The sequence below is a fragment of the Paenibacillus hubeiensis genome, from assembly GCF_032334105.1.
GTDB classification, from domain to species: Bacteria; Bacillota; Bacilli; order Paenibacillales; family Paenibacillaceae; genus Paenibacillus; species Paenibacillus hubeiensis.
In genome coordinates, this window is sequence record NZ_JAVYAE020000005.1 from 123,876 (window position 1) to 144,454 (window position 20,579).

The following is a 20,579-nucleotide window of genomic DNA, read 5'->3' on the forward strand; positions in this document are numbered from 1 at the left end:
GGACAAGATCCCCATCTATCTCAAGCTCCGCTTTATTTAAGGCCGGTTGTTGCGATCCCGCGAATGATTTGCTTTTGGAAAAAAAGAAACAACACGATCAACGGCAGCACAGAAAGCGTGGCACCCGTCATGATCTGTACCCAGTTGCTGCTGTCCTTCGCTTCGCTGGAGAAAAACGCCATGCCTACCGGGATAGTAAACATCTCCTCGCTCTGCGTGATGATCAGCGGCCAAATGAACGAATTCCAGCTGCCGAGGAACGTCAGGATCGACAGCGTCGCCAGCGCGGGTCTCACGAGCGGTACGGCGATCCGCAGCATAATGCCCCATTCACCCATGCCGTCGATGCGCGCCGCATCCAACAGCTCGGTAGGCAACGACTCCATGAACTGTTTCATCAGGAAAATGCCGAATCCCGTGATCAATCCCGGAAACAGAATGCCCCAATACGTATCCATCCCGTTCAGGCCGCTTGAGACAAGATACCAGGGGATAATGAGCATTTCGGTGGGCACCATCAGCGTGCTAAGGATCAGCACAAAGATCACCTGCCTGCCCGGGAACGAAAATTTGGCCAATATGTATCCCGTGATCGTATCGAACACGCATACGCTTGCCGTAGCAATCACCGCCACGTACAGGCTGTTCAGCATCCACCGGGGAAACGCCGTTTCACGAAACATGGCTGCATAATGCGCCCACGTGAATTCGGGCGGAATCAGGCTTAGGGAGTATATGTCGTCCAATGTTTTGAACGAAGTCGAGATCATCCACAGAAACGGAAATACCATCAATCCTAGCCCCAACGTAAGCAACACGTAACTGATCACAGCTCCGAAATGCTTTCGGCGTCCATTCGTGATCGCCCTGGGCCATGCGGCGGATCTGCTCATCCTTGAACATTCACCATCCTTTCCCTTACTCCTGACTGAAACGGTTGCCCATCACCTTCAACTGGATCAGCGTCAACCCGAAAATGATCACAAACAAAATGACGGTTGCCGCAGAAGCCAGCCCCATGTCGAAGCTTTTGAAAGCGAGATTATAGATATGCAGCACTACGGAAATCGTGGAATCGAGCGGACCGCCGCCCGTCATATTGAGCACCTGGGTAAAGGTTTGCAGAAAACCGATCGATGCCAGCACCGTGGACAGCAGTATGACCGGGTTCAGCAGCGGCAACGTAATATGTACGAAACGCTGCCAGGCGGTCGCGCCGTCGATGGAGGCCGCTTCATAGTACATTTGCGGAATGTTCTGGAGTCCTGCCAAAAAGATAAGCATCTGGAACCCGATATTTTGCCATACCATCGCCGCGATAATCCAAAAGATCGCCTGTGCGGGCGAGTACAGGAACGATTGCGGGCCAAGCCCGGCCTCGATAAACAAGGCATTCAAGATCCCGTTTTTCATCAGAATCCAGCGGAATACCCAGCTCACGGCCACGACGCTGGTCATATAAGGAATGAAATACGCGGTCCGGAACAGGCTGCGAAGCTTCACCACCTGCTGCAGCAGCAGCGCAACGACCAGCCCGGTCACCAGCTGTGCAGGCACGCCAACAATGACATAGATGCCCGTGTTCAGCAGCGATTGGAGGAATAGGGAATCGCCCAGCAATGCCGCATAGTTTGCCAGGCCGACGAACGGTTTGTCGGGCGAGAGCATGCCCCATTCCCGAAAGCTGACGTTGAAGGAATACAGGATCGGCAGAATGCGGATGACCACGAAATAAAGCAGCGGAATCGACAATCCGCCATAAATGAACAGCAGCCGTTTATGCCTGTAATGAAGCTTATGGACCCTGCGTTCGGAAAACAAACGTCGTTTCGGTCGAGAAGGAATGACGCCGGTTGTTCTCATCGCTGCGATGGCCTCCTTTGGTCAGGGTTTTATTTTTTCTTGTCCTGTTTCGCCCAGTAATCATCGTACAGCTGTTGGGTTTTGGTCACCAAGCCGTTGAAAGCCTGCTCAACGGGAACCTGATTAAGCAGCACTTCATCCACCGCGTTCACGAAAAGGGTTCGTTCCTGGGTTTCGTCAATGAAGAAATGAGCATTGGCATCGTTCAGTTGCGAAATGAACGGACCCAGCAGCGGGTCGTTGAAGTACTTGTCCTGAAGCGCCACTTCCTTCTGCGCAGGCAGTTCGCCCACCTTTTCCACCCACTGCTCCTGCACGCCCTTGCTCGTCAAAAATTGCAGGAACGCCGTTGCGGCTTCCAGCTTCTCTCCGGTCACGTTGGCCGGAATGGCATTGGCCCAAAAGGAGGCTTGGGTCGATTTCCCTTTGTAAGACGGAAGGGGAGCAACCGCGAAATTCAGGTCCGGCACGTCTTTTTGGATCGAACCCAGTCGGTAAGAACCGTCGATGTTCATTGCGGCATGCCCGGTTTTGAACGCATTCGCGTCATCTGTGTAAAAACCGTTGATCCCGACTTTGTGCACGGTAGCGAACTCGACCAAGTACTTGAACGCTTCCAGCCCTGCGGGCGATTCGTTCCACAGAATCTTCCGGCGATCCTCGCTCGTATCTTTGCCTCCCGCCTGGTACAGCAACCCGTCGCGGAACCAGTGATGCAGCTGGGAACCCGGTTCCCAAGCGAATCCTTCCGTCACCAGCTGCCCGTTCTGGTCCGTTTCCGTCAGTGCCTTGGCATCCGTGACCAGCTCCTCCCACGTCGTCGGCGGTTTCTCCGGGTCCAGTCCGGCTTTGGCAAACAGGTCCTTGTTATAGAACAATCCGAGGGTTCTCACGCCGGTGGGCAGCGCATAATACTTTCCATCCAGTTTGGCCGTTTGCACGAAAGGGAAAAACGTGTTTTCGATATCCGGGAAACTGCTCTCCGGCAATGGCTGCAAATAACCGGACTGCACGTATTTCGGCAGCCATCCGTAGTACAGGTTGATGACGTCCGGCCCCTTGCCGGCAGGCACCAGCGTGGCTACTTTTTGATTGTACTGGTCGTAAGGGAAATTGGTTTGCTTGACTTTGATGTCGGGATGTTCGCTCTCGAATTCCTTGATTAACGCGTCGATCAGCTCCACCTTGGCCGGGAACTCGTACTGCCAGTATTCAATCGTCACTGTCTTTGCCTGCCCGGCGGCAGCGGCATTTGCTCCCGTGTCCGCTTCCTGGGAAGGCTTTGCCGAGCAGGCCGTGATGCTTAACACCAGCGCACCTACAACCCACAAACACAGTGCTTTCCCAAGACCGAATGAAAATAAACCGGATCGTGTCAAGTCGACCACTTCCCCTTTGCTATAGTTTGGTTTTCCTTGCCTGCCGCTTCATTTATGAACGGTCCTCATTGCCGGGCCTTGCCTTCATTCCTGTGCCCTGCCTCTTTCCCCCATGGGACGTGAAGCAAACGTCTCGCATTGTTGCCGAAGATCAGCTCGATCTCCGCCTCGCGGAAGCGCAGGTCACGGCATACCCTGACTTGATCCTGCAAATACCGATATGGATACCCGCGCGGGAACCCGCTCGCATCCGTGCCGAAAATGATTCGCTCCGGCCCGAGCAATTCGTACGTTTTGCGGAACAGTGTTTCCAGTGTCAGCTCATATGGCACCCACCGCACCCATTGGTTGGAGCCTGACGTGTCGATATATACGTTGGGACAGCTCCAGCATAAATGCAGCAGTTCCTGAAAATATCCTGCTCCAAAATGAGGAATGATGAAGGGAATGTCCGGGTAAGCCCGAGCCGTATTGAAAATCGCCAGCGGGTTGATGTTGGAATGATGCACGATCCCCCCCGCATGGCCCAGCATCCCGAAATGGATCAGGACGGGCAGGCGGCGCTCCGCAAGGAATTTCCAGACGGGGTCCAATGAAGGTGAATCGAACGGGATCGGTGTGAGCGGGCCAAACAGTTTGTATCCTCGAAGCCCCAATTCGTCAACGGCGCGCTCCAGCTCGGAGGCAGCATCTTCGCTTTCAATCGGATGGCAGGCAAAGCCGGTGAACCGGTCGGGATATCCGGCGATTTGCTCGGCCAGCTTGTCGTTATCGAGCGCAGTGAGAAAGTTGAGTCCGCCGATCTTGTATTTGTCCAGCTCATCCACCCAACGTTCGATCAGAGGTTTCGCCGCTTCCCCGGCGGTCTCCTCAGGAGCCGGAAAATCCCACGAAAGCCTCATGCGCTCGCTTCGTTCCTTGCCGTAATTCGAAACCGATTCGTGCGGTTTGTGCGGGGACAGCAGCAGTTTATATGGCAGATGGCCGTGGATGTCGAACACTCGGAATTCAGGATTGGAAAACATCGCTTAGCTCCTCCCATGTTAGTTTTGTAAGAAAGATTTGATCGCATAAATGCCGACTAATCTTATCGGAATGTTTGTTTCAAAACTCTACCATGATTTCAATAACCATACAATGCCATGGCTTATCGAAAATTTGATGGTGGTATTGCCTTTCTTTATAAGCGAATGTATTGACTTCCTCGCAGATCAGGACTAAATTAGGCTACTATATAAACCGCACTAACAATCTCTCACTTGACTACTACGAGTGCAGTACCGTCTTCCGATTACTGTTATCCCCGGATTTTTTCGAATTCCCTTTTTCAAAGGGAAAATCCGGTGATAAGCCGTGCTTCCGATTCAGCTTTCTTGCAGAAAGCTTTTAGCGCACGCTTCGCTTCTTCAGATCGGTTCCGCCTCTCCGTTAACGTGTGGATATTTTTTTTCGGTTTTCTCTGGAGTACCAAGATGCGGGAGGGTTGGCCATGTCACATAACTATGACGTTATTATCGTAGGAGCAGGCTCGATGGGCATGAGCGCGGGTTATTATCTATCGCGGAGCGGGCTCAAAACATTGCTGATCGATGCGTTCGATCCCCCGCATGGCGAAGGCAGCCATCACGGTGAACCCCGTCTCATTCGCCACGTCTATAGCGGCGGACCCGATTATATCGCGATGGCGCTGCTTGCTCAGCAGCTCTGGGAAGAGCTTGAGGATGCCTCGGGCAGCAAATTGCTCGTTCCTTCCGGCGTGCTTAACATCGTGGATCCGGGCGTTTACTCCTTCCGCGACCGCTTGGCCCATGCGGATGAGGCAGGTGTGCGTTACGAACTGCTGCGGGCAAGCGAGATCATGAAACGCTGGCCCGGCGTCGACGTGCCGGAGCATTACGAAGCAATGTATGAACCTGACGCAGGCTATCTGTTCAGCGAACGCTGCGTTCAGGTGTATCGACAACGGGCCGAAGCGCATGGAGCCACCCTGTTGACGAACACGCTCGTCCAGCAGGTCGAATGCGGCCCGCAGACCGTGAGCGTCAAAACATCGGATGGCACGACCTACTCTGCTAATCGGCTCATATTGAGCGCAGGCGCCTGGTTCCGGACTTTGGAACCGTTCGTGAACCTGCCCATTCGGGCCGTGCGCAAAACGGTGGGATGGTTCGAAGCATCGGAGGAACTGTTTGCGGAGGAGCACTTCCCCGGTTTCACCCTGGCCGGACCAGAGGGCGGGTACTACGGGTTTCCAAGCATCGGCGGGGCGGGGTTAAAGATCGGCCGCCACGATACGGGCCAACCGTGGACGCCAGGCTCTCCCCCGGCTCCCTTCGGCAGCGAAGAAACCGACGAAGGCGACCTGCGCAGGCTGCTTGAACGCCGGATGCCTCGCGCTGCGGGGAGATTGAAGCGTGGAGCGGTATGCAAATACGAATTCACGCCTGACGAGCATTTTATTATTGATCGGCATCCTGCCTATGATCATGTATGGATTGCCGGCGGGTTTTCGGGCCATGGCTTCAAGTTCGCCAGCGTGGTGGGCAGCATTCTGTCCGATCTTGTGCAGACCGGGGTCACGGATCAGGACATTTCAAGGTTTGTCCTTTCCCGTTTTGCGGAAGCGAACATCTCCGGCACTTCCCCATAGAAAAGGGGCCTTCTGAGAAGGCCCCTTGGACGATATTCTGCTTTTTTCTGCGCATGCATGCCTCAAAATTTTTCCAAGACGATTTTCCCCACGGTCCGGCCCGTCTCCAGCATCGCGTGTGCCTTGCGCAGGTTCGCAGCGTTGATTGGCGACAATGTTTCGTTCGTGGTCGTCCGAATCACGCCTTCGTCGACGAGGCGCGCGATCTCGTTTAACAGTGCGTGCTGCTCAATCATGTCCGGCGTCTGGTACGTTGAACGCGTAAACATGAACTCCCAGGCAAACGTGGCGCTTTTGTTCATGAGCAAGGTCAGGTTTAACGGTTCAGCCGTCTCGACCACCGAGCAAATCTTGCCTTGCGGCGCGATCGCTTCGGCCATGTTCGCCCAGTGTTTCCCTGTACTGTTTAAGCACAAAATGTAGTCGACCTGCTCCATGCCGATCGCTTTCAATTGCGGCACAAATGCTTCGAAATGGTTGATGACGTAATCCGCTCCCAGTTCCTTGATCCAATCGGCCGATTCCGGACGGGAAGCCGTCCCGACGACCGTCAATCCTGAATATTTCGCAAGCTGCGTTGCGATTGAACCGACTCCCCCGGCCGCTCCGATGATCAGAATGTTTTTTCCTTCATTGTGCTCCTTCGTCTGCGATATGCCCAAGCGGTCGTACAAGCTTTCCCATGCGGTAATGGATGTCAACGGGAGCGCCGCAGCCTCTGCAAACCCCACTCGGGAAGGCTTGGAGCCAACGATCCGTTCGTCCACCAGATGAAACTCGCTGTTGCCTCCGGGACGCATAATGCTGCCCGCGTAGAATACTTCATCGCCTGGCTGGAACAGCGTGACATCCGGCCCGACCTGTTCAACGACTCCCGACACGTCCCATCCCAGCACTTTGGGTACGCTCTCCTCGCGGTCTTTCGGCGAACGGACTTTGTAATCGACGGGATTCACCGAAACGGCGTTGACCTTGACCAGCAGATCCCTTCCTGTTGGCGTCGGTGTGTCCAACTCTATGTCGATCAGGCTTTGCGGATCTTCAATCGGTAAATAGTTGTACAAACCTACGGCTTTCATCGTTTTTTTCGTCATGTCTTTGTTCTCTCCTTCAAGTTGAATTCATCAATTTATATCATTATAAAAACTTGGAATACGTCATTGGATCGCGCCAAGCAGATCGTTGATCGTCTCGGCCATCGACGGATGGGTGAAAATGGTATCGCGCAGCACCGTGAACGGCTGCTCCGATTGCATGAATACGGAAACGATGTTCACGACTTCGCTGGACTCCGCTCCGAACATCGTAAATCCAAGCAGTCGATCGGAATCCGCATCCACGACCGCCTTCATCAGACCATCCGTCTGCTGCAACTGGCGAGCCCTCGTCGATGCCGTAAGAGGCAGCTTTGCCGTCTTGACGGCATGCCCCCGTTTCACCGCCTCCTGTTCCGTATATCCGACATGTGCCAACGGAGGGTCGATAAAAACGGAGTAAGGAACGAATCGGCGGTCGACGGTCGTGCGTGTCTTGTCGCCAAACATCTGGTTTTTAACGATACGGGAGTCATCCAACGAGATATAGGTAAATTGCGGCCCGCCGTTTACGTCGCCCATAGCCCAGATATGCGGGACAGTGGTCCGAAGTGTTTCATCGACTCGGATAAACCCGCGTTCCGTCACCTCTACGCCTGCTGCTGCCAGATTCAATCCATCCGTATTGGCCCGTCTGCCCGCAGCGACCAGCACGGCATCTGCCAACCATTCTTCTTCGCCGTCAGGCCCGGACAAGAGCAGCCGTGCAGCTTCGCCCTGGCTTTCGATGCTCGTAACGTTCGTCTGCAGCCGGAAGCGAATTCCCTTCTGCTCCAGCACGTTTTTCACTTCTTCGGCAATCTCTCGATCTTCTCTCGGCAGAAACACCTTTCCGCTCTCAAGAACAGTCACCTGCGAGCCGAACCCGGCATAGATGGATGCAAACTCCAAACCGATATATCCGCCTCCGATAATCGTCAACCGGGAAGGGAGTTTAGCCAAATCCAGCATTTCGGTACTCGTATAGACACGGGGACCATGGATGCCCGGAAGATCGGGAATGTTCGGTTTGGCCCCTGTATTGATGAAGATCTGCTTGGCCTCCACCATAATGGTATCCGACTCGGTCTCCACCCGGACCTCATGCTGCGAATGAAACGAAGCCGTTCCGGTCAGCACGGTGATGTTAGGGTGGTTGTTCAGTTGATTGAAGTTTTTGTCGCGGAGCAGAGAGACCAGCTCATTCTTTTCCTGCATGGCATGCGCGTACTTGGCCTGTCTCGTTTGCTGGTCGTTCCCTTCTTCCCGTGAAGCGAGATGCGCTTGATAGGCCAACGCTTTCGTGGGGATGCAGCCGATATTAATGCAGGTTCCGCCGTACATGAAAGGCGACTTTTCCACCACACCCACCTTCCAGCCTTGCTCGGCCAGAAATGGAGCCAACGTTTTCCCACCTTTGCCGAAACCAATGATTAACGCGTCAAATGTTTTTCTGGTCATTTTGGACCCACCTTTCTATACGAGAATGATCATTCTAAAATAGATAAAATCATCCCTCTTTGATGTGAACATTGCCTCTCCACTTGCGTGCCTTATCTTCAGCTGATGGCGCTTAACAAAGGAACCGGGTTGGACAACCACTGCACGGCTTCGTTCCAATCGGTGAAGTTCTCCTGGTGATAGGGTAACGCGCCAAGCCCCTCTACCGTCCGGTTTACGCTTAACTTGGCGATGACGCTGGTCGGCTGCAGCAAAGCGATGTATTTGAGCCCGCTCTCATACGCCCGTCGGATGAAAAATTCCCCGATCCATACCTTGTCATCTGCCTTAATCGCTGCTCCGTTGCGCGTATCCATCAGCACTTTGCTGCCGTTCATTTTTTGGAGCAACGCTGCGCCTTCCAAAAGGATCGTTTGAAATTCCTGCCCGTAAGCAAACCCTTTCCATTCGATAATTACGCTCTGCAGCTCCTCGTTCCATGATACGACGCCATTTTTGGATTGAAAATGAACCATGTGGGCCAACTCCTTCGACATTTGGATTGTTGTATTGAATTTGAGAATGATCATTCTAATTCAGGTTGAGACATCTTGTTTCTTCATCTGCATTGATCTTATCATATTGAGAATGATTGGTAAAGAATTATTTTTACCGATCATTCTCAATACATTACATTTCCGTCCATCAACGTAATAAAGACGTGCACGAGCCTGAATCCATGGAACTTGAATTCAGGCCGATACACGTCTTTGTTAATTACATTCGGAACGGACGATGGGGCAGCGCCAAGGTTCCGAATAGGCTATTTCGTTTTGAAGCGGGAAGCTTCCTCGGCAAGCTGTTTGGTCAAGTCGTCGATAGTGCGAACCATGTCGGCCAGCATTTCCGTCTTGGCGGTCTGCTCCTGCATCGTCGCCGAGACTTCTTCCACCGAAGCCGATACCTCTTCCCCGGAAGCGGACAGACTCTGTGCCGATCCAAGCACGTCGTCCTTGTCGCGTTCGATCGATGCGATTTGACCCGCGATATCCTGGATCTGGTTCAGGATGGTGTTCATTTTTTCAGTTGCGAAACGGAAAATCTCCTGCGTATCTGCCACGCTCTGCTTATGCTGCTCGGCAATGGCCTCGATCGCCTGTACGCTGCGATTATTCTGCTCCACATGTTCGATCGTCTGCATGACGATCTGGTGGATGACGTCCGACTGCGCGGTCGTCTGCTGCGCAAGGCTGCCGATCTCTGCGGCAACGACGGCAAATCCGCGTCCCTGATCGCCTGCACGCGAAGCCTCGATGGAAGCATTAAGCGCAAGCAATTTCGTTTGTTTGGCAATGCCGGCAATGGTCTCGGTAATCTGCTGGATACCGCTTGAGCTTTCGGCCAATTGGACCGTAATATCGGAAATGTTGCGCACCTCGGCCTCATTCCGATCATTGACGGCAATCAAAGCATCAATCGTCGCCTGATTGTTGCGGAATACGTCCTTGATTTCATCGGCCTGTTGTTTGACGGACTGGGAAACTTCGTTGACATGCTCAATTTTGTCGCCCACGTTCATGAACTTGTCCACGATCGCTTCCGTATCACTGGATTGGGATACCATGGCACGCGCAATTTCCTGTGCCGTTATCGTCGTGTCGGTGATCGAAACCGCGGTCTGCTTTGTCGATGAATCCAGCTCCGCGGTACTGGCGTGCAAAATGCCGATGGAATCGTTCATGCGCGATATCAGCTGTTTGTTCGCCTCGGCCATCATGTTGAAGCTGTCCGCCAGCCGCTTGAATTCTCCGCTGTATTTGCCTTCGGCCTTTACGGTAAGATCGCCTTCCGCCAGCTGTCCGAACAGCTTGGTCACGCGAGTAATCGGTTGGGTAACCAACCTTGAGATGAGAATCCCAGCCGCAATGGAGACCGCAATCGCACTGAAAAGCACGATATACATCTTGTATTTCATGGCTTCGAGTGGTTTGCTTACGTCACTCATGGAATCCTCGACGATCACCGTCCAATTCGATCTCGGGATTTTGGAGTAAAATGCGACTTTCTCCTCCGTACTGATTTCTCCCTGCTGCAGCTTTTCGCTGACTGGAAGATCAATCAGGAACTGGTACTCGTCCGATTCCATTTTCTGTCCAGCCATCTTCTCGTCCGCGGAGTTGAACATTACCGTACCTACCCGGTCGAGGATGATCACTTTGCCTTCTTCATTGATTTTTACGTTCTGCAATTGGTTAACAAAAAAAGAGGTTGAAGCCGTGGACACCAGAACTCCTTCCACCTGCTTGTTGTCATCCAGTAATGGCATCGCAAAGGCCGTACCCAGCGTGCCCAACTGTTTGGAGATGATCCCCTCGCTGATGACGTTGCGGCCCTGGATTGCCTCTTTGAAATATGTACGGTCGCTGCGTTCCCCGCCCACTGCCTCAGGATCATTGGCGGCAACCACGACGCCGTTCCGGTCCAGAAGGATGATGTTGCTGTTGCCCTCCATGCCCGCGAGACTGTCTGCCAATATGCCGTTGGACTTGTCCACCAGCTCCTTGTTTTCTGCGAAGAACGCATCGTTATCCTGATCAGACGCATTGCGGAGACTCAGCAGTTCATGGAACGTTTGATGGGTCGTAATCAGGAACGTGGACTGTTCTTCCAGGCTTAACGAGGAAAACAGCGCTTCGCCGATCCGGTCCGAGGTGGCCCGTATTTCATCCTTGCTCTTGTCCAGCGTAATGCTCTCGGCTACCCTGTAGCACAGCATTGCTGTCACCACCAATACGATCGTGACCAGCAATCCGATCATCAGAGGCAGCTTCACCTTGAACGACATGCCCTGCATTCGCTCTTTTTCTTTGGGTTTCAACATGATTGCGTTCACCTTCCACTTTCATCATTGTACATGTCAGTTCATATGCCTTGATTCTATATCGGCAGATGACATCTATTTCATCAGTGAAAGAGTGGCAATTATAAATTTGGAAATTTATAGCCCTTTTCTCTGAACAGTCCTGTTTTTACCAGGCCGCTAGACATGTATAACGATTCGTTGCCGTTCAAAATCCTTGCGAAGAAACTGGTCAAAGAAAATAAACATGGAGATGCTGATTCATGTTCTATAAGAAAAAACCTTGAAGATGTTATCCTCAAGGTTTCAGTATGGGGAGTTTATACATGTTCCTGGTAAGAAATTGACTCAACTAATGGACCAAATATCGGGATCAACTTTGTCATATACCAATTCATATCAGTTATTTTGTTGTAACTCTCTACATCAAGCACTTTTCGATTGATATCAGGACACATAATAAACGTACCGTTCCCTTGAATTAAAAAGGTGCCCCCTATGTTCGTATCCTTCCAAGTCATTTCAACTTCAATGATTTCTCCTAAACTATCCTCTTTATGGCCAAAATTCTTAATAACTCTTCTACAGGAATATTGACGCTTTGCCAATCATACTCATCGTCATCGCCGATGGGTAAGAAAGTTACGTTTCCATGGTCATTATATGACCAACCGAATTCCTCCAGTTTCCGAAAAATAGTCATTCCTGAGATTTGCTCTGATAAACTTACTTCAATAGAGGATGAAACAGACATGCAAGATCTCTCCCTTTTTAAGAGGGTTTGGCGAATAAGAATTAAATCAAATATTAAGCGGCATGTTCTATTTCGTAAAATAATCACTGAGACTGCTTTGATCAACCGGTTTTAAACGGTCAAAGTATTTTTGTTCATATAGTGCCTTAACTGTTAAGTTAATATTCTCTTTACTTACTTCCTTCACTAGAACTAAATTAGGCTCAATGGAATAGTACCCATAATCCTTCAACTCCGATTCAAAATCCTGCTGCAGCCTTATGATGTCATACACATAAACATGGTATAGGTTGTTTGAGATACTAACAATGACATCGTTTCTATATCCTCTACTAATTGCTTCGCATTCGGCTAATTCTGTATCTTCGAGAAAATATACTTTTATTTCATCCACGACTCAGCCCCCATTATTTTATCGGTGATACTTTAATTTAATAAGTCCTTAAGCCCCGTTCAACAAAATAGCTGTATTTCCCCATGCAAAAGGTTACTTGGGAACACCTGTTGGGCAATCATCAGTCTTTCCCATTTAACCATTTGTTTATATAGTACTTATTAGAATTTATGCTGAGTTTATTCTGATAATCTGCTATACTTCCTTTATTGATAGACCTATAAGAATTTATATCTGTAGTTCCATCATCTTGCCACTTGCAATATGGGCAAATATCATAACCTGTTCCTGCAATCTTATCATAAAGTTCTGTTAAAGTTTTTAAACCACAACAAGGGCAAGGATACAATTCTTCTACTTCACCAATAACTTCAACTTCATATCCTGTAATAGCATAAACGATCTCTGCTAAAAACCCGTTACTAACACCTTGAAAATCCATCTCACTTAGTTCCATATTAATTTTTGAAGAACTTTCCTCAAAATACTTTGGCAAATCTATTTCTTTTTCAACAATATCACGTACTGAGCATATTAATTTAAAGAAATTCTCCCTGGATATATTTCTCATTCAATTAATCCCTTTCCTTTTAACATTAAGATTACAGCATCATCAGGACGACCATCCCATTTATAAAATGACTTGATTTTACCTCCCACATCAGTCCCTACGAATATAGATTTAGTTGACGGCTCATATCTATATATAAACGCTCCATCTTTCACTTGTATAATACTATCAGATGTGCTAGTACCAAATTCGTAAGCCATGTTAGAGTATTCTTTTGATGATTTTGCCCCAAATTCATTACCATGTTTTTCATAGTGCGCTTTTAATTTCCCCTTACTCCATAAATCAGCCATCTTCTCTGTTGGTCGCCATAAAGATTCAGCCTGTTGATTAGGATTACCCGTCCCCTATGTTGTAAAGCTGAACTATTGAAAAGTAACGGTGGTTGCTAGAATTACTAGCAATACCACCAGTTTCAGCTTGCTTGCTTTTCTACTTTTTCAGGCAGACGGAATGCTGTTTTGTTTTTCATCATGCCGTAGATGATGTTAACTAACCGCCGCATCACACATACCAATGCTTGCGTTGGCGTTTTTCCTTCTTCTTTCTTGCGGTTGAAATACTCATAAAACAGCGTATTGCGCGGCTTTTTGCTCCCTTTTGAAACTTGAACCTGTTGAACAGCCAGATTGTAAAACAGTCCATGCAACACTCGATTGCCTTGTCTGCTTTTCAGATTGACGTGCTTACCACCCGAACCCACTTTTACAGGGGCAATTCCGGCAAAACGAGCCAGCTTATCTGCACTAGTGAAGCGGTATATATCGCCTATTTCCGCTACCAATGCAGAAGATGTTACCAGATCTATGCCCGGCATTGTCTCCAGTTGAAGATCGAGTAGCTTCATCATGTTATGTAATTCGCCTTCCACTCGGACGATTTCCTTCTTGTTGAACCGGATGTCGCGGACATGGCTACGAATGAGAAAGTCACGCTGCTCCTGATACGTTCGGGTTGTGTCGCCATCTGCCTGAATCCACGCTAACAATTGCTCAGCCTTCCGGGTGGAACAAGCGTTGTTGCTGGTCAGCCGCAGAAAATGAGCCAGTGATTCTACTGTTTCGCCTTTTAGCAAATAAGGCGATGGGTACTTGTGCCAAAATGACAGCGCACATTTGCCATCCAGCTCACTAAAAAACTTCTTGTAACTTGGACAGTGGTAGCTGAGCTGCATGTGCAATTGGTTTTTAAGCGAGGTCAATGCCTTAATCAAGCCATTTCTCCTCGTCACCAATTGACCAATCGTCCAGTATACGTCCTGCGGGTTTGCGCCCGGTAACATGTCCAGTTTGTTCAGCAGGATTCTGGCTACGCACTCCGCATCCCAGCTATCGCTCTTTTGCGTGGTTGGATAGCTCTTGCGCTCGGCATACGACAGAGCAGAGTTGACCTCTTTCACCTGTTGCTTCTGATCCAGCAAGTACACAGCCAGCGAACGACCATAGCCGCCAACGTCTTCTAATCCATAGATCGGCGTAATGCCTCGTTTCTTGAACCGCTTCACAAATGCAATCAGTTCAGGGAATGCCGATGGCTTATTTTCAAACGTAACTTCGCCTAATTTCTCATGCCAGCAATTGACCACAACTGCCGTATGGGTCTTTTTATGCAGGTCAATACCTATGTAGATATGCTTCGCTTTGTAGTGCATGTCATCCTTCCTTCTACCCATCAAGTCCGATGCGTATTGAAACCATGTCGGCAACCTCAGTTCAAGCGTTAGCTGCTTACGCAGCCCGCAACGGGACGCTAGCCAATCCATGCTTTCCTTATGCATCGTCTGATGGATATATATCAAATTCTTTGATTTTTTTAAGCCCAGCGACAAAAAAGTTTCAGACTGTTTATGCCGCTTGCCTTTATTGTTGCGAAGTATACGATATTTTCCAAAATCTGCACAACCCTTATTTTTGTTGTCGTGTTCAGCCGGGGAGCTGTCGTATACTTTATTTGTTACTGCCATTTGTAACGGTCGCTCTTGAACTTGTGGTTCCTGCTGCCCAAGCAATACCCCACATAGTTCTTCTAACAGCGGATTCCACGCTTCCCTTGCTAACTCGTTGAAATCCACTTGATACGAGTTAGCAAGGGTTTCTTTTACCTTTTTGCGTGTATACAGCGTTACTTCCTCTATGTCTGCCCCGTCTCTTAACCTCCGCGCTTGTTCTGCTCTCTTCTTTGGAAGGCTACCCCAATCGGTCACTACCGCTGCAAAGTATTGCTTGTTCTGTTCAGGTGGATGATGCAGCAGTTCTGCTAACGCAATTCTTTTTTCTGGCTTGAACACATTCTCAATTCGGGTTAATTCCTGGTCAATCACAATATTTTGGTTCTCATATAATTCCAACTGCTTGTTGTATATCTTGCAATGACCGTTTGTTTTACGTTGGTGCTTCTTGCCGAAGTAGCGCGTCCCTTTGTATTCCGTCATTTTTCGGCGTCCATCCTTGGGTATAACCAGCACATTATCCATTGAAGTCCGCACATCATAGGCTACGTCACAGCTAACAAAGTAAATGCCGCTGGCAATTCGACGTAAAATGTCTAGGACATCCTTGAAATAAAAATAATACTCAGGCCTTGTCTCTATCCGCAACGTGTATGCCATGCCTTTCGACTCGCTCCCGTTTCTATAAAAGACATGCAAGTAAGCACCGTTCGCCTTCTTCAAATGCAATTGATAACTGTACCCCTCATGATAAAATCTCTGTTTATACAACTCACTGCTTTTAACAGCCTTGCGCACTAAAGCATAGTAAACGCTTCTGGGCACATCCGTATATTCCACCACGAATTTGTCGATAGATACCTTCGCTTTCATTGCCTGCTGCCCTCCCACTCTCGCACGCTTTTTATGACTTGTGATTGTATTTTTTAAGACTTAATCGACTAATTTATAATTATCGGACTTACCTGCTTTCAGGTCATTTAAACGCAAAAAAACACTTGTCGCCAATGAATGGCAAAGCAAGTGTTCAAAGTTAAAAAGTTTATGGTTTGCAAGTTAAGAAAAAGTGGGTTCAAGTTTGCTTCATAGCAGCAACGTCAACGCTGTGAAGTTATTATGACATCCGGGCAGATAAGAGTCAATAATCTATACATACTCGCTCAGATAACTGTACTGCCTCTTCCCTATAATCGCCTACGAGCTTTCACGATCTCACCGTTTGCTGCCTGCTCTGGTGTCTTTTGTGGTGAATACCCTTCAAAACGTCAGCTTACCGGGTTCTCACAAGGCTGCTGCGATAATCGTTTGCGTTCTCTCGCCTTGTTCCATAGCTGCCGACTAATGATACGAGGGAATACATCCTTCTGCCGTATACCGTTTTGCTCCTTGCTGCCGTGATAAGTGTTGAAGCCTGTATACTTTTCATTGCTGAGGACATTCTGTACCTGTACAACCGTCCATGCCTTGCCTGTCTTGGTTTGGATACCAGCTTTGTTCAGCAGCTTGGCGATGCGATAAGGGTTCGTCCCCTCTACATATTCTTGAAAGATGTACTTTACGGTACTGGCTTGCTGCTCATCCAGCACCATGTTTCCGTTCAGTAGTCTATACCCATACGGAACACCTCCACCAGCGTATTGATTCTTTCTAGCCGTAGCGATTCGTCCGTTTCGGGTACGTTCATTGATGGTTACACGTTCAAACTCAGCAAAACCGCCAAGCATTTGCAAGAAAATCTTCCCTTGCGGAGTCGAGGTATCCATTCGCTCCGTCACACTTATGAACGCCATGCCGTGTGGTTCCAATTCCTCTTCGATCAAGTCCAGCAGATGATTCAATTGACGATGGATACGGTCTGATTTCGTCACGACAATCCCGCCAACCTCATGTTCGGGCTGCTGAATGTAATACAGCATATCTTGATAACCATCTCGTTCTATTGTGCTGCCGCTAACTCCTTCGTCCTTGAAGATCGCTGCCAGTTGCCAGCCCTGACTCACACAAAACGCTTCAATCTGCCTGACCTGTTCACTAATGGATGTGTTCTCCATCTGACTGTCCGAGGAGATACGCACATAACCTACCCATTTCTTGACCTTTGTTTCCTTCATGTAAATGCCCCCTGTTTTTTGTAACACCATACGACCTTACGGAAGGCATTTACAACCCTCTTTATCCTTTTTGCCGCTCGTTAACCGTGATCGTGGTAAGACATTTTTACATTCATTTTTAGATGCCACGCCTTCTGCTGTAGTAAAAAGGAGCGAAACAAAGCGTGTGCTCTGTCTGCTCCTGTCTTCATCCTTGAAACTTGCTTCTCGCTTGTTGCAGTATCTCGACCAACTGGTCTAACGAGCCATCGCTTTTCTGTTTCTGCATATCCCTGAGCTTGCTGTTCTCCCGAATCAGTGCCGCAACATTCATCTGCACTTTGGTGATGGCGTCTTCAATGGCTCTAATTTCAGCAGGGTCAGGCTTGTCCTTCTGTTCCTCCTGCTGAATACGTTGAAGCATTCGTCTAATGCGTAACGCTGAAAGTCGATACTCGCTATCCACCTGTACATCTAGGTCGGTTGAAACCTGATGGTACAACTCTTGCTCTTCCTCCGTTAGCGTATCTAGCCAAATCGTTTCATACAGTCCATGCTTCAAGGCGTTTTTGTTGCCTTTCAGGCTCTCGCTATGCTTCGCCTTGTTCTTTGGTCCCGTAGACTTTCCGCCATGAAACCTGCATCGCCCATTCACTAAAGCTGCTTTCCTACAAGATTCTCCGTTTTTCGTCTTTGCCCCACATTGGCTTTTTTCCATCCTTTCACCGCCTAACCTCATCTCATGGGGTATCGTTTCCCCGACCGGGGGAGGGTTTCTTGCCTCCAAGCTGTTTATCTATTTGTTTCAATACATGTTCGCTATTCTTGTTCATCTTCTTCAAGGAATGACTCCTTTAATGCTTTCCTTCTACTTTCTTCCCTCTGTTTCTTATGCAACTGAAATGCCTCAAGCTGTTCCGTTCTAACAATAAACGTAAAGCAGTCGAAGTACATACGTGTAAGCTCTGCTTTCGTTTCGACCTCGTGAAGTAACAGTTCCCATAAGAATTCTTCATGTTTCGTCATTTTGCTTTTTCCCCCTGTGAATTTCGTATTTGGTTGCTCTCGTGATTTCGTGCCTGCTGCGGTAAAATGCCCTTGGTTGTACATTTGAATGGGTGCAGCGTCTAAGAGCGCCTAGCTGCGTATGCTATGCTTTGGATTGCTGTGCCTTGCGTTCCCAGTATCTGCGCTCATACTCTTTCGCTTTCAGACGATTCTCCAGCTTCAGCCGCCATTTGCGCCGATATTCTCGTTCATACTGTCTTCTGTATTCCCGGCGTGCTTCTAATGCTTCCGGGCTTAGGTTCAACATCTCTCTATTCCTCCCTCTGGCTACTATATTCTGCCTGTATCGCTATTTATCGTGTCGCGGACTGCATCCTGTACCGTTGTTCTTAATTCTTCTGCTGAGCCTACACCTTCAATTTCAACGATTTCACTATCGTCTACGATCTCAATGACAAAGTTGCTGTCATCTTTGCTCGCCTGCATCGCATAGGCTCCCCTCTCTGTAAACAGTTCAATTCGTTTGCCTGTTCCCTTATGCTTCTGCAACAGATCGCGCATCACGCCTTGGTATTTTTGACGTATACCTTTACTCATCTGCCTGACCCTCCAGTTCTGCAAGCTGAGCTACTTTTTCAGTTAGTATCTGCCTTGTTTGTTTCAGCCGCTCCTCTGCATCCTGTACCATTTTCGCCGCCGCTGCCTTTGCATCTTCAAGTTCTTGCTCCTGACGTGCTTGAACTGACTGGTTATATTGCACAAGCTGCTTGCAATCTGATGCTTCTTGCTCTAGTCTATCTATGAGTTCTAGTGCTTGTTGGCGTGGTAGTTTATCCTTCTGATCTGCTACCGTATCCAAATGCTCCGCTCGGTTCAACAACTGCTGAATCTCTCCTCTAACCTGAAAATCTGTACGTCCTGATCGCTGCAACTCTGCCGCCTGTCCACGTAATTCCCTTGCTTGCTGACAGTAACTACGAATTTCATCCAGTAGTTGTTCATAGGCTACTTGTGCCTGTGCAATCATTCCTACCTGTTTTACTTCCTGTTCTCGTTTCGCCATATCATCCAGCTCCTTCGTTTATTTTCTGCACGCAAAAAAGCTCATTCCTACTCATAGTTCAAGTGGGAAAGAGCTTTTGAAAGTTTATCAAGTGTTTAAATTGTTTAGTGTTTGGTTTGTTGGTTGTATTGTACGATCTTGCTGTTGGAGTTGTAAACTCCTAACTATTGTCCATCCTCATTCTTTATTTCTTTCCACTCAACCTCGCTAGATTGAATGTTTAATACAATTACATCATCCAAACCATTGAGAACCATTTTAATACGCTCACCTTTTCCTTCAAATGGGAGTAGATCGACCTCTAGTATTTCACTACTATCCAAATTAAATAATTGAGGTTCAGTTTTGTAGAATGCTACATCAGAGAAAATTAATATTCCAAGCTGCATTTCTGGTTCAGTTTCAATATAGAAGGATTGTTTCCACTGACACAATTCTAATGTCATCCTTAACTGCTTCTTGACTTCATCATATTCTAAATCCTCTACAAGACTATCAAAAAGGGTATACGCTTTGATAAATTCTGATGGTTTCATTTTACTCTCCTAATCTAAGGTATAATGTGAGATGCTTTTGAGCCTTTTGCTACCGGATTACCATTAGCATCAAGGTAATAATCATTTTTCCCTGTACTATTGGGATTGTGAATATGATAATGATCCTTACCCTCAAAACCGTTTGCTCCTGGTTTCCCAGGATCAAACCTAACTTTCATTCCTGTAACAGGGTCAATATATTCTCGTGAGCTGGTATTCTTCGCCATTCCTTCAGGCGTTGTATCCTTCCAACCGTTATTAATTAATTCTTTAGGATCCTTCGGTAAATTATTAGTAGTATACTTAGCTTTTGGCGTCCCCTTAGTAGACTGGCCACTATTCGATGTGGAAGGCTTGCTACTACTCGATGATCCGCTTCTGGCTCTGCCTCACCGCCACCCATGCTTCCGCCTGGGGTCATTCTTCCTGCACTAGCGCTGCCGCTGCCATTATCTAATCCTAATAGAACATTGCTGCCGGCTTGTTTCCTTTTCCACTTGGGTCTACGTATTGAAGTAGATTGTTCTCCACATACGTATATAGATGGAGACTAAGCGGATTCGTAGCTTCTCCTTCAAATGTATCTTCGGTGGATAAATCTTCCTACACTTGGATCATACCACCGGGCTCTTAAATACTGCAGTCCTGTTATTTCATCCCAATATTCTCCCGCATAACGCAGGTTATTTGGGACGGTTTCATTTGTTTGTTCCGGGTTGCCCCAGATATCATACGAATATTGGTTTAGTATGTTACCGGATTTGATGCGATTTAACTTGTCATACGTGAAGAGATACGTATTTCCTTCCTCGGTTTTGCTCGTTATGTTCCGAATGTTATCATAAGCATAGCTATAGCTCGGCCCTTGGTTCCCATTGAATGTATGGGAGAGGCCGGACAGGTTTCAAACCGTCATACATGTAGGTTTCTTTCCAACCAGCAGCAGCACT

Annotated in this window: 23 protein-coding genes; 1 reads left to right on the forward strand and 22 read right to left on the reverse strand. The window is 48.4% G+C overall.

Going from position 1 to position 20,579, the window contains the following annotated elements; genetic code table 11:
- Positions 1 to 32: 32 nt before the first annotated feature.
- Genes RSX24_RS15850 through RSX24_RS15865 form a run of 4 tightly spaced genes read right to left on the reverse strand, consistent with a single transcriptional unit; the run spans position 33 to position 4,267 of the window.
- The gene (locus tag RSX24_RS15850; RefSeq protein ID WP_343261137.1) at positions 33 to 893 is read right to left on the reverse strand and encodes a carbohydrate ABC transporter permease; all 861 of its coding nucleotides are present in this window, start codon (positions 891 to 893) and stop codon (positions 33 to 35) included.
- A gap of 25 nt (positions 894 to 918) precedes the next feature.
- Positions 919 to 1,863 (reverse strand): carbohydrate ABC transporter permease, encoded by a 945-nt coding sequence (locus RSX24_RS15855; protein WP_343261138.1) that lies wholly within the window; start codon positions 1,861 to 1,863, stop codon positions 919 to 921.
- A gap of 29 nt (positions 1,864 to 1,892) precedes the next feature.
- Positions 1,893 to 3,251 (reverse strand): sugar ABC transporter substrate-binding protein, encoded by a 1,359-nt coding sequence (locus RSX24_RS15860; protein WP_438286837.1) that lies wholly within the window; start codon positions 3,249 to 3,251, stop codon positions 1,893 to 1,895.
- Positions 3,252 to 3,307: 56 nt separating this feature from the next.
- Positions 3,308 to 4,267: an amidohydrolase family protein gene (locus RSX24_RS15865; protein ID WP_343261140.1), complete on the reverse strand. Its 960-nt coding sequence runs from the start codon at positions 4,265 to 4,267 to the stop codon at positions 3,308 to 3,310.
- Positions 4,268 to 4,731: 464 nt separating this feature from the next.
- Here RSX24_RS15865 and solA point away from each other — a divergent pair, with 464 nt between their 5' ends.
- Positions 4,732 to 5,892, forward strand: coding sequence for an N-methyl-L-tryptophan oxidase (gene solA, locus RSX24_RS15870; protein WP_343261141.1), 1,161 nt, complete (start codon positions 4,732 to 4,734; stop codon positions 5,890 to 5,892).
- Between the two features lie 62 nt (positions 5,893 to 5,954).
- Here the strand turns inward: solA and RSX24_RS15875 are convergent, their stop codons facing one another.
- The 18 genes from RSX24_RS15875 to RSX24_RS32350 form a co-directional block, all read right to left on the reverse strand.
- Positions 5,955 to 6,986 carry a zinc-binding alcohol dehydrogenase family protein gene (locus RSX24_RS15875; protein WP_343261142.1) on the reverse strand — a complete coding sequence of 344 codons (1,032 nt, stop codon included), beginning with the start codon at positions 6,984 to 6,986 and terminating at the stop codon, positions 5,955 to 5,957.
- Between the two features lie 63 nt (positions 6,987 to 7,049).
- Positions 7,050 to 8,426: an FAD-dependent oxidoreductase gene (locus RSX24_RS15880; RefSeq protein ID WP_343261143.1), complete on the reverse strand. Its 1,377-nt coding sequence runs from the start codon at positions 8,424 to 8,426 to the stop codon at positions 7,050 to 7,052.
- A 98-nt stretch (positions 8,427 to 8,524) separates the two neighbouring features.
- Complete coding sequence (locus tag RSX24_RS15885; protein WP_236415666.1) at positions 8,525 to 8,941, reverse strand: hypothetical protein; 417 nt, start codon at positions 8,939 to 8,941, stop codon at positions 8,525 to 8,527.
- A 287-nt stretch (positions 8,942 to 9,228) separates the two neighbouring features.
- The gene (locus RSX24_RS15890) at positions 9,229 to 11,286 is read right to left on the reverse strand and encodes a methyl-accepting chemotaxis protein (RefSeq protein ID WP_343261144.1); all 2,058 of its coding nucleotides are present in this window, start codon (positions 11,284 to 11,286) and stop codon (positions 9,229 to 9,231) included.
- 520 nt (positions 11,287 to 11,806) lie between these two features.
- A complete protein-coding gene (locus RSX24_RS15895) occupies positions 11,807 to 12,019 on the reverse strand; it encodes a hypothetical protein (RefSeq protein WP_343261145.1) in 213 nt (70 codons plus the stop codon).
- A gap of 67 nt (positions 12,020 to 12,086) precedes the next feature.
- Complete coding sequence (locus RSX24_RS15900; RefSeq protein ID WP_343261146.1) at positions 12,087 to 12,413, reverse strand: hypothetical protein; 327 nt, start codon at positions 12,411 to 12,413, stop codon at positions 12,087 to 12,089.
- Positions 12,414 to 12,534: 121 nt separating this feature from the next.
- Positions 12,535 to 12,984 (reverse strand): CPCC family cysteine-rich protein, encoded by a 450-nt coding sequence (locus RSX24_RS32345; protein ID WP_438286838.1) that lies wholly within the window; start codon positions 12,982 to 12,984, stop codon positions 12,535 to 12,537.
- Complete coding sequence (locus tag RSX24_RS15910; protein WP_343261147.1) at positions 12,981 to 13,277, reverse strand: hypothetical protein; 297 nt, start codon at positions 13,275 to 13,277, stop codon at positions 12,981 to 12,983. The genes RSX24_RS32345 and RSX24_RS15910 overlap by 4 nt, the downstream gene beginning before the upstream one ends.
- Positions 13,278 to 13,399: 122 nt before the next feature.
- Entirely contained in the window at positions 13,400 to 14,635 is a 1,236-nt protein-coding gene (locus tag RSX24_RS15915; protein ID WP_343261255.1) for an IS110 family RNA-guided transposase, read from the reverse strand.
- Between the two features lie 1,562 nt (positions 14,636 to 16,197).
- Positions 16,198 to 17,043: a recombinase family protein gene (locus RSX24_RS15920; protein WP_343261148.1), complete on the reverse strand. Its 846-nt coding sequence runs from the start codon at positions 17,041 to 17,043 to the stop codon at positions 16,198 to 16,200.
- Between the two features lie 187 nt (positions 17,044 to 17,230).
- Entirely contained in the window at positions 17,231 to 17,740 is a 510-nt protein-coding gene (locus RSX24_RS15925) for an HGGxSTG domain-containing protein (protein ID WP_343261149.1), read from the reverse strand.
- Between the two features lie 101 nt (positions 17,741 to 17,841).
- Positions 17,842 to 18,048 carry a hypothetical protein gene (locus RSX24_RS15930; protein ID WP_343261150.1) on the reverse strand — a complete coding sequence of 69 codons (207 nt, stop codon included), beginning with the start codon at positions 18,046 to 18,048 and terminating at the stop codon, positions 17,842 to 17,844.
- Between the two features lie 124 nt (positions 18,049 to 18,172).
- Positions 18,173 to 18,337 carry a hypothetical protein gene (locus tag RSX24_RS15935; RefSeq protein ID WP_343261151.1) on the reverse strand — a complete coding sequence of 55 codons (165 nt, stop codon included), beginning with the start codon at positions 18,335 to 18,337 and terminating at the stop codon, positions 18,173 to 18,175.
- Positions 18,338 to 18,360: 23 nt separating this feature from the next.
- Positions 18,361 to 18,627 carry a hypothetical protein gene (locus RSX24_RS15940; RefSeq protein WP_343261152.1) on the reverse strand — a complete coding sequence of 89 codons (267 nt, stop codon included), beginning with the start codon at positions 18,625 to 18,627 and terminating at the stop codon, positions 18,361 to 18,363.
- Entirely contained in the window at positions 18,620 to 19,093 is a 474-nt protein-coding gene (locus RSX24_RS15945) for a hypothetical protein (protein ID WP_343261153.1), read from the reverse strand. Before RSX24_RS15945 ends, RSX24_RS15940 begins: the two co-directional genes overlap by 8 nt.
- A 164-nt stretch (positions 19,094 to 19,257) precedes the next feature.
- The gene (locus RSX24_RS15950; RefSeq protein WP_229523048.1) at positions 19,258 to 19,629 is read right to left on the reverse strand and encodes a hypothetical protein; all 372 of its coding nucleotides are present in this window, start codon (positions 19,627 to 19,629) and stop codon (positions 19,258 to 19,260) included.
- Positions 19,630 to 19,643: 14 nt separating this feature from the next.
- Positions 19,644 to 19,856, reverse strand: coding sequence for a hypothetical protein (locus tag RSX24_RS15955; RefSeq protein WP_229523047.1), 213 nt, complete (start codon positions 19,854 to 19,856; stop codon positions 19,644 to 19,646).
- 347 nt (positions 19,857 to 20,203) lie between these two features.
- Complete coding sequence (locus tag RSX24_RS32350) at positions 20,204 to 20,530, reverse strand: RHS repeat-associated core domain-containing protein (RefSeq protein ID WP_438286845.1); 327 nt, start codon at positions 20,528 to 20,530, stop codon at positions 20,204 to 20,206.
- Between the last annotated feature and the right edge of the window lie 49 nt (positions 20,531 to 20,579).

Coding starts and splice junctions, on each gene's coding strand:
- RSX24_RS15930 (WP_343261150.1), bottom strand. CDS start 18,048: ATGACGAAACATGAAGAATTCTTATGGGAACTGTTACTTCACGAGGTC.
- RSX24_RS15935 (WP_343261151.1), bottom strand. CDS start 18,337: ATGTTGAACCTAAGCCCGGAAGCATTAGAAGCACGCCGGGAATACAGA.
- RSX24_RS15885 (WP_236415666.1), bottom strand. CDS start 8,941: ATGGTTCATTTTCAATCCAAAAATGGCGTCGTATCATGGAACGAGGAG.
- RSX24_RS15890 (WP_343261144.1), bottom strand. CDS start 11,286: ATGTTGAAACCCAAAGAAAAAGAGCGAATGCAGGGCATGTCGTTCAAG.
- RSX24_RS15950 (WP_229523048.1), bottom strand. CDS start 19,629: ATGAAACCATCAGAATTTATCAAAGCGTATACCCTTTTTGATAGTCTT.
- RSX24_RS15915 (WP_343261255.1), bottom strand. CDS start 14,635: ATGCACTACAAAGCGAAGCATATCTACATAGGTATTGACCTGCATAAA.
- RSX24_RS15920 (WP_343261148.1), bottom strand. CDS start 17,043: ATGAAGGAAACAAAGGTCAAGAAATGGGTAGGTTATGTGCGTATCTCC.
- RSX24_RS15945 (WP_343261153.1), bottom strand. CDS start 19,093: ATGGCGAAACGAGAACAGGAAGTAAAACAGGTAGGAATGATTGCACAG.
- RSX24_RS15910 (WP_343261147.1), bottom strand. CDS start 13,277: ATGGCTGATTTATGGAGTAAGGGGAAATTAAAAGCGCACTATGAAAAA.
- RSX24_RS15895 (WP_343261145.1), bottom strand. CDS start 12,019: ATGTCTGTTTCATCCTCTATTGAAGTAAGTTTATCAGAGCAAATCTCA.
- RSX24_RS15940 (WP_343261152.1), bottom strand. CDS start 18,627: ATGAGTAAAGGTATACGTCAAAAATACCAAGGCGTGATGCGCGATCTG.
- RSX24_RS15925 (WP_343261149.1), bottom strand. CDS start 17,740: ATGGAAAAAAGCCAATGTGGGGCAAAGACGAAAAACGGAGAATCTTGT.
- RSX24_RS15880 (WP_343261143.1), bottom strand. CDS start 8,426: ATGACCAGAAAAACATTTGACGCGTTAATCATTGGTTTCGGCAAAGGT.
- RSX24_RS15855 (WP_343261138.1), bottom strand. CDS start 1,863: ATGAGAACAACCGGCGTCATTCCTTCTCGACCGAAACGACGTTTGTTT.
- RSX24_RS15850 (WP_343261137.1), bottom strand. CDS start 893: ATGAGCAGATCCGCCGCATGGCCCAGGGCGATCACGAATGGACGCCGA.
- RSX24_RS32345 (WP_438286838.1), bottom strand. CDS start 12,984: ATGAGAAATATATCCAGGGAGAATTTCTTTAAATTAATATGCTCAGTA.
- RSX24_RS15865 (WP_343261140.1), bottom strand. CDS start 4,267: ATGTTTTCCAATCCTGAATTCCGAGTGTTCGACATCCACGGCCATCTG.
- solA (WP_343261141.1), top strand. CDS start 4,732: ATGTCACATAACTATGACGTTATTATCGTAGGAGCAGGCTCGATGGGC.
- RSX24_RS15955 (WP_229523047.1), bottom strand. CDS start 19,856: ATGGCGAAGAATACCAGCTCACGAGAATATATTGACCCTGTTACAGGA.
- RSX24_RS15875 (WP_343261142.1), bottom strand. CDS start 6,986: ATGACGAAAAAAACGATGAAAGCCGTAGGTTTGTACAACTATTTACCG.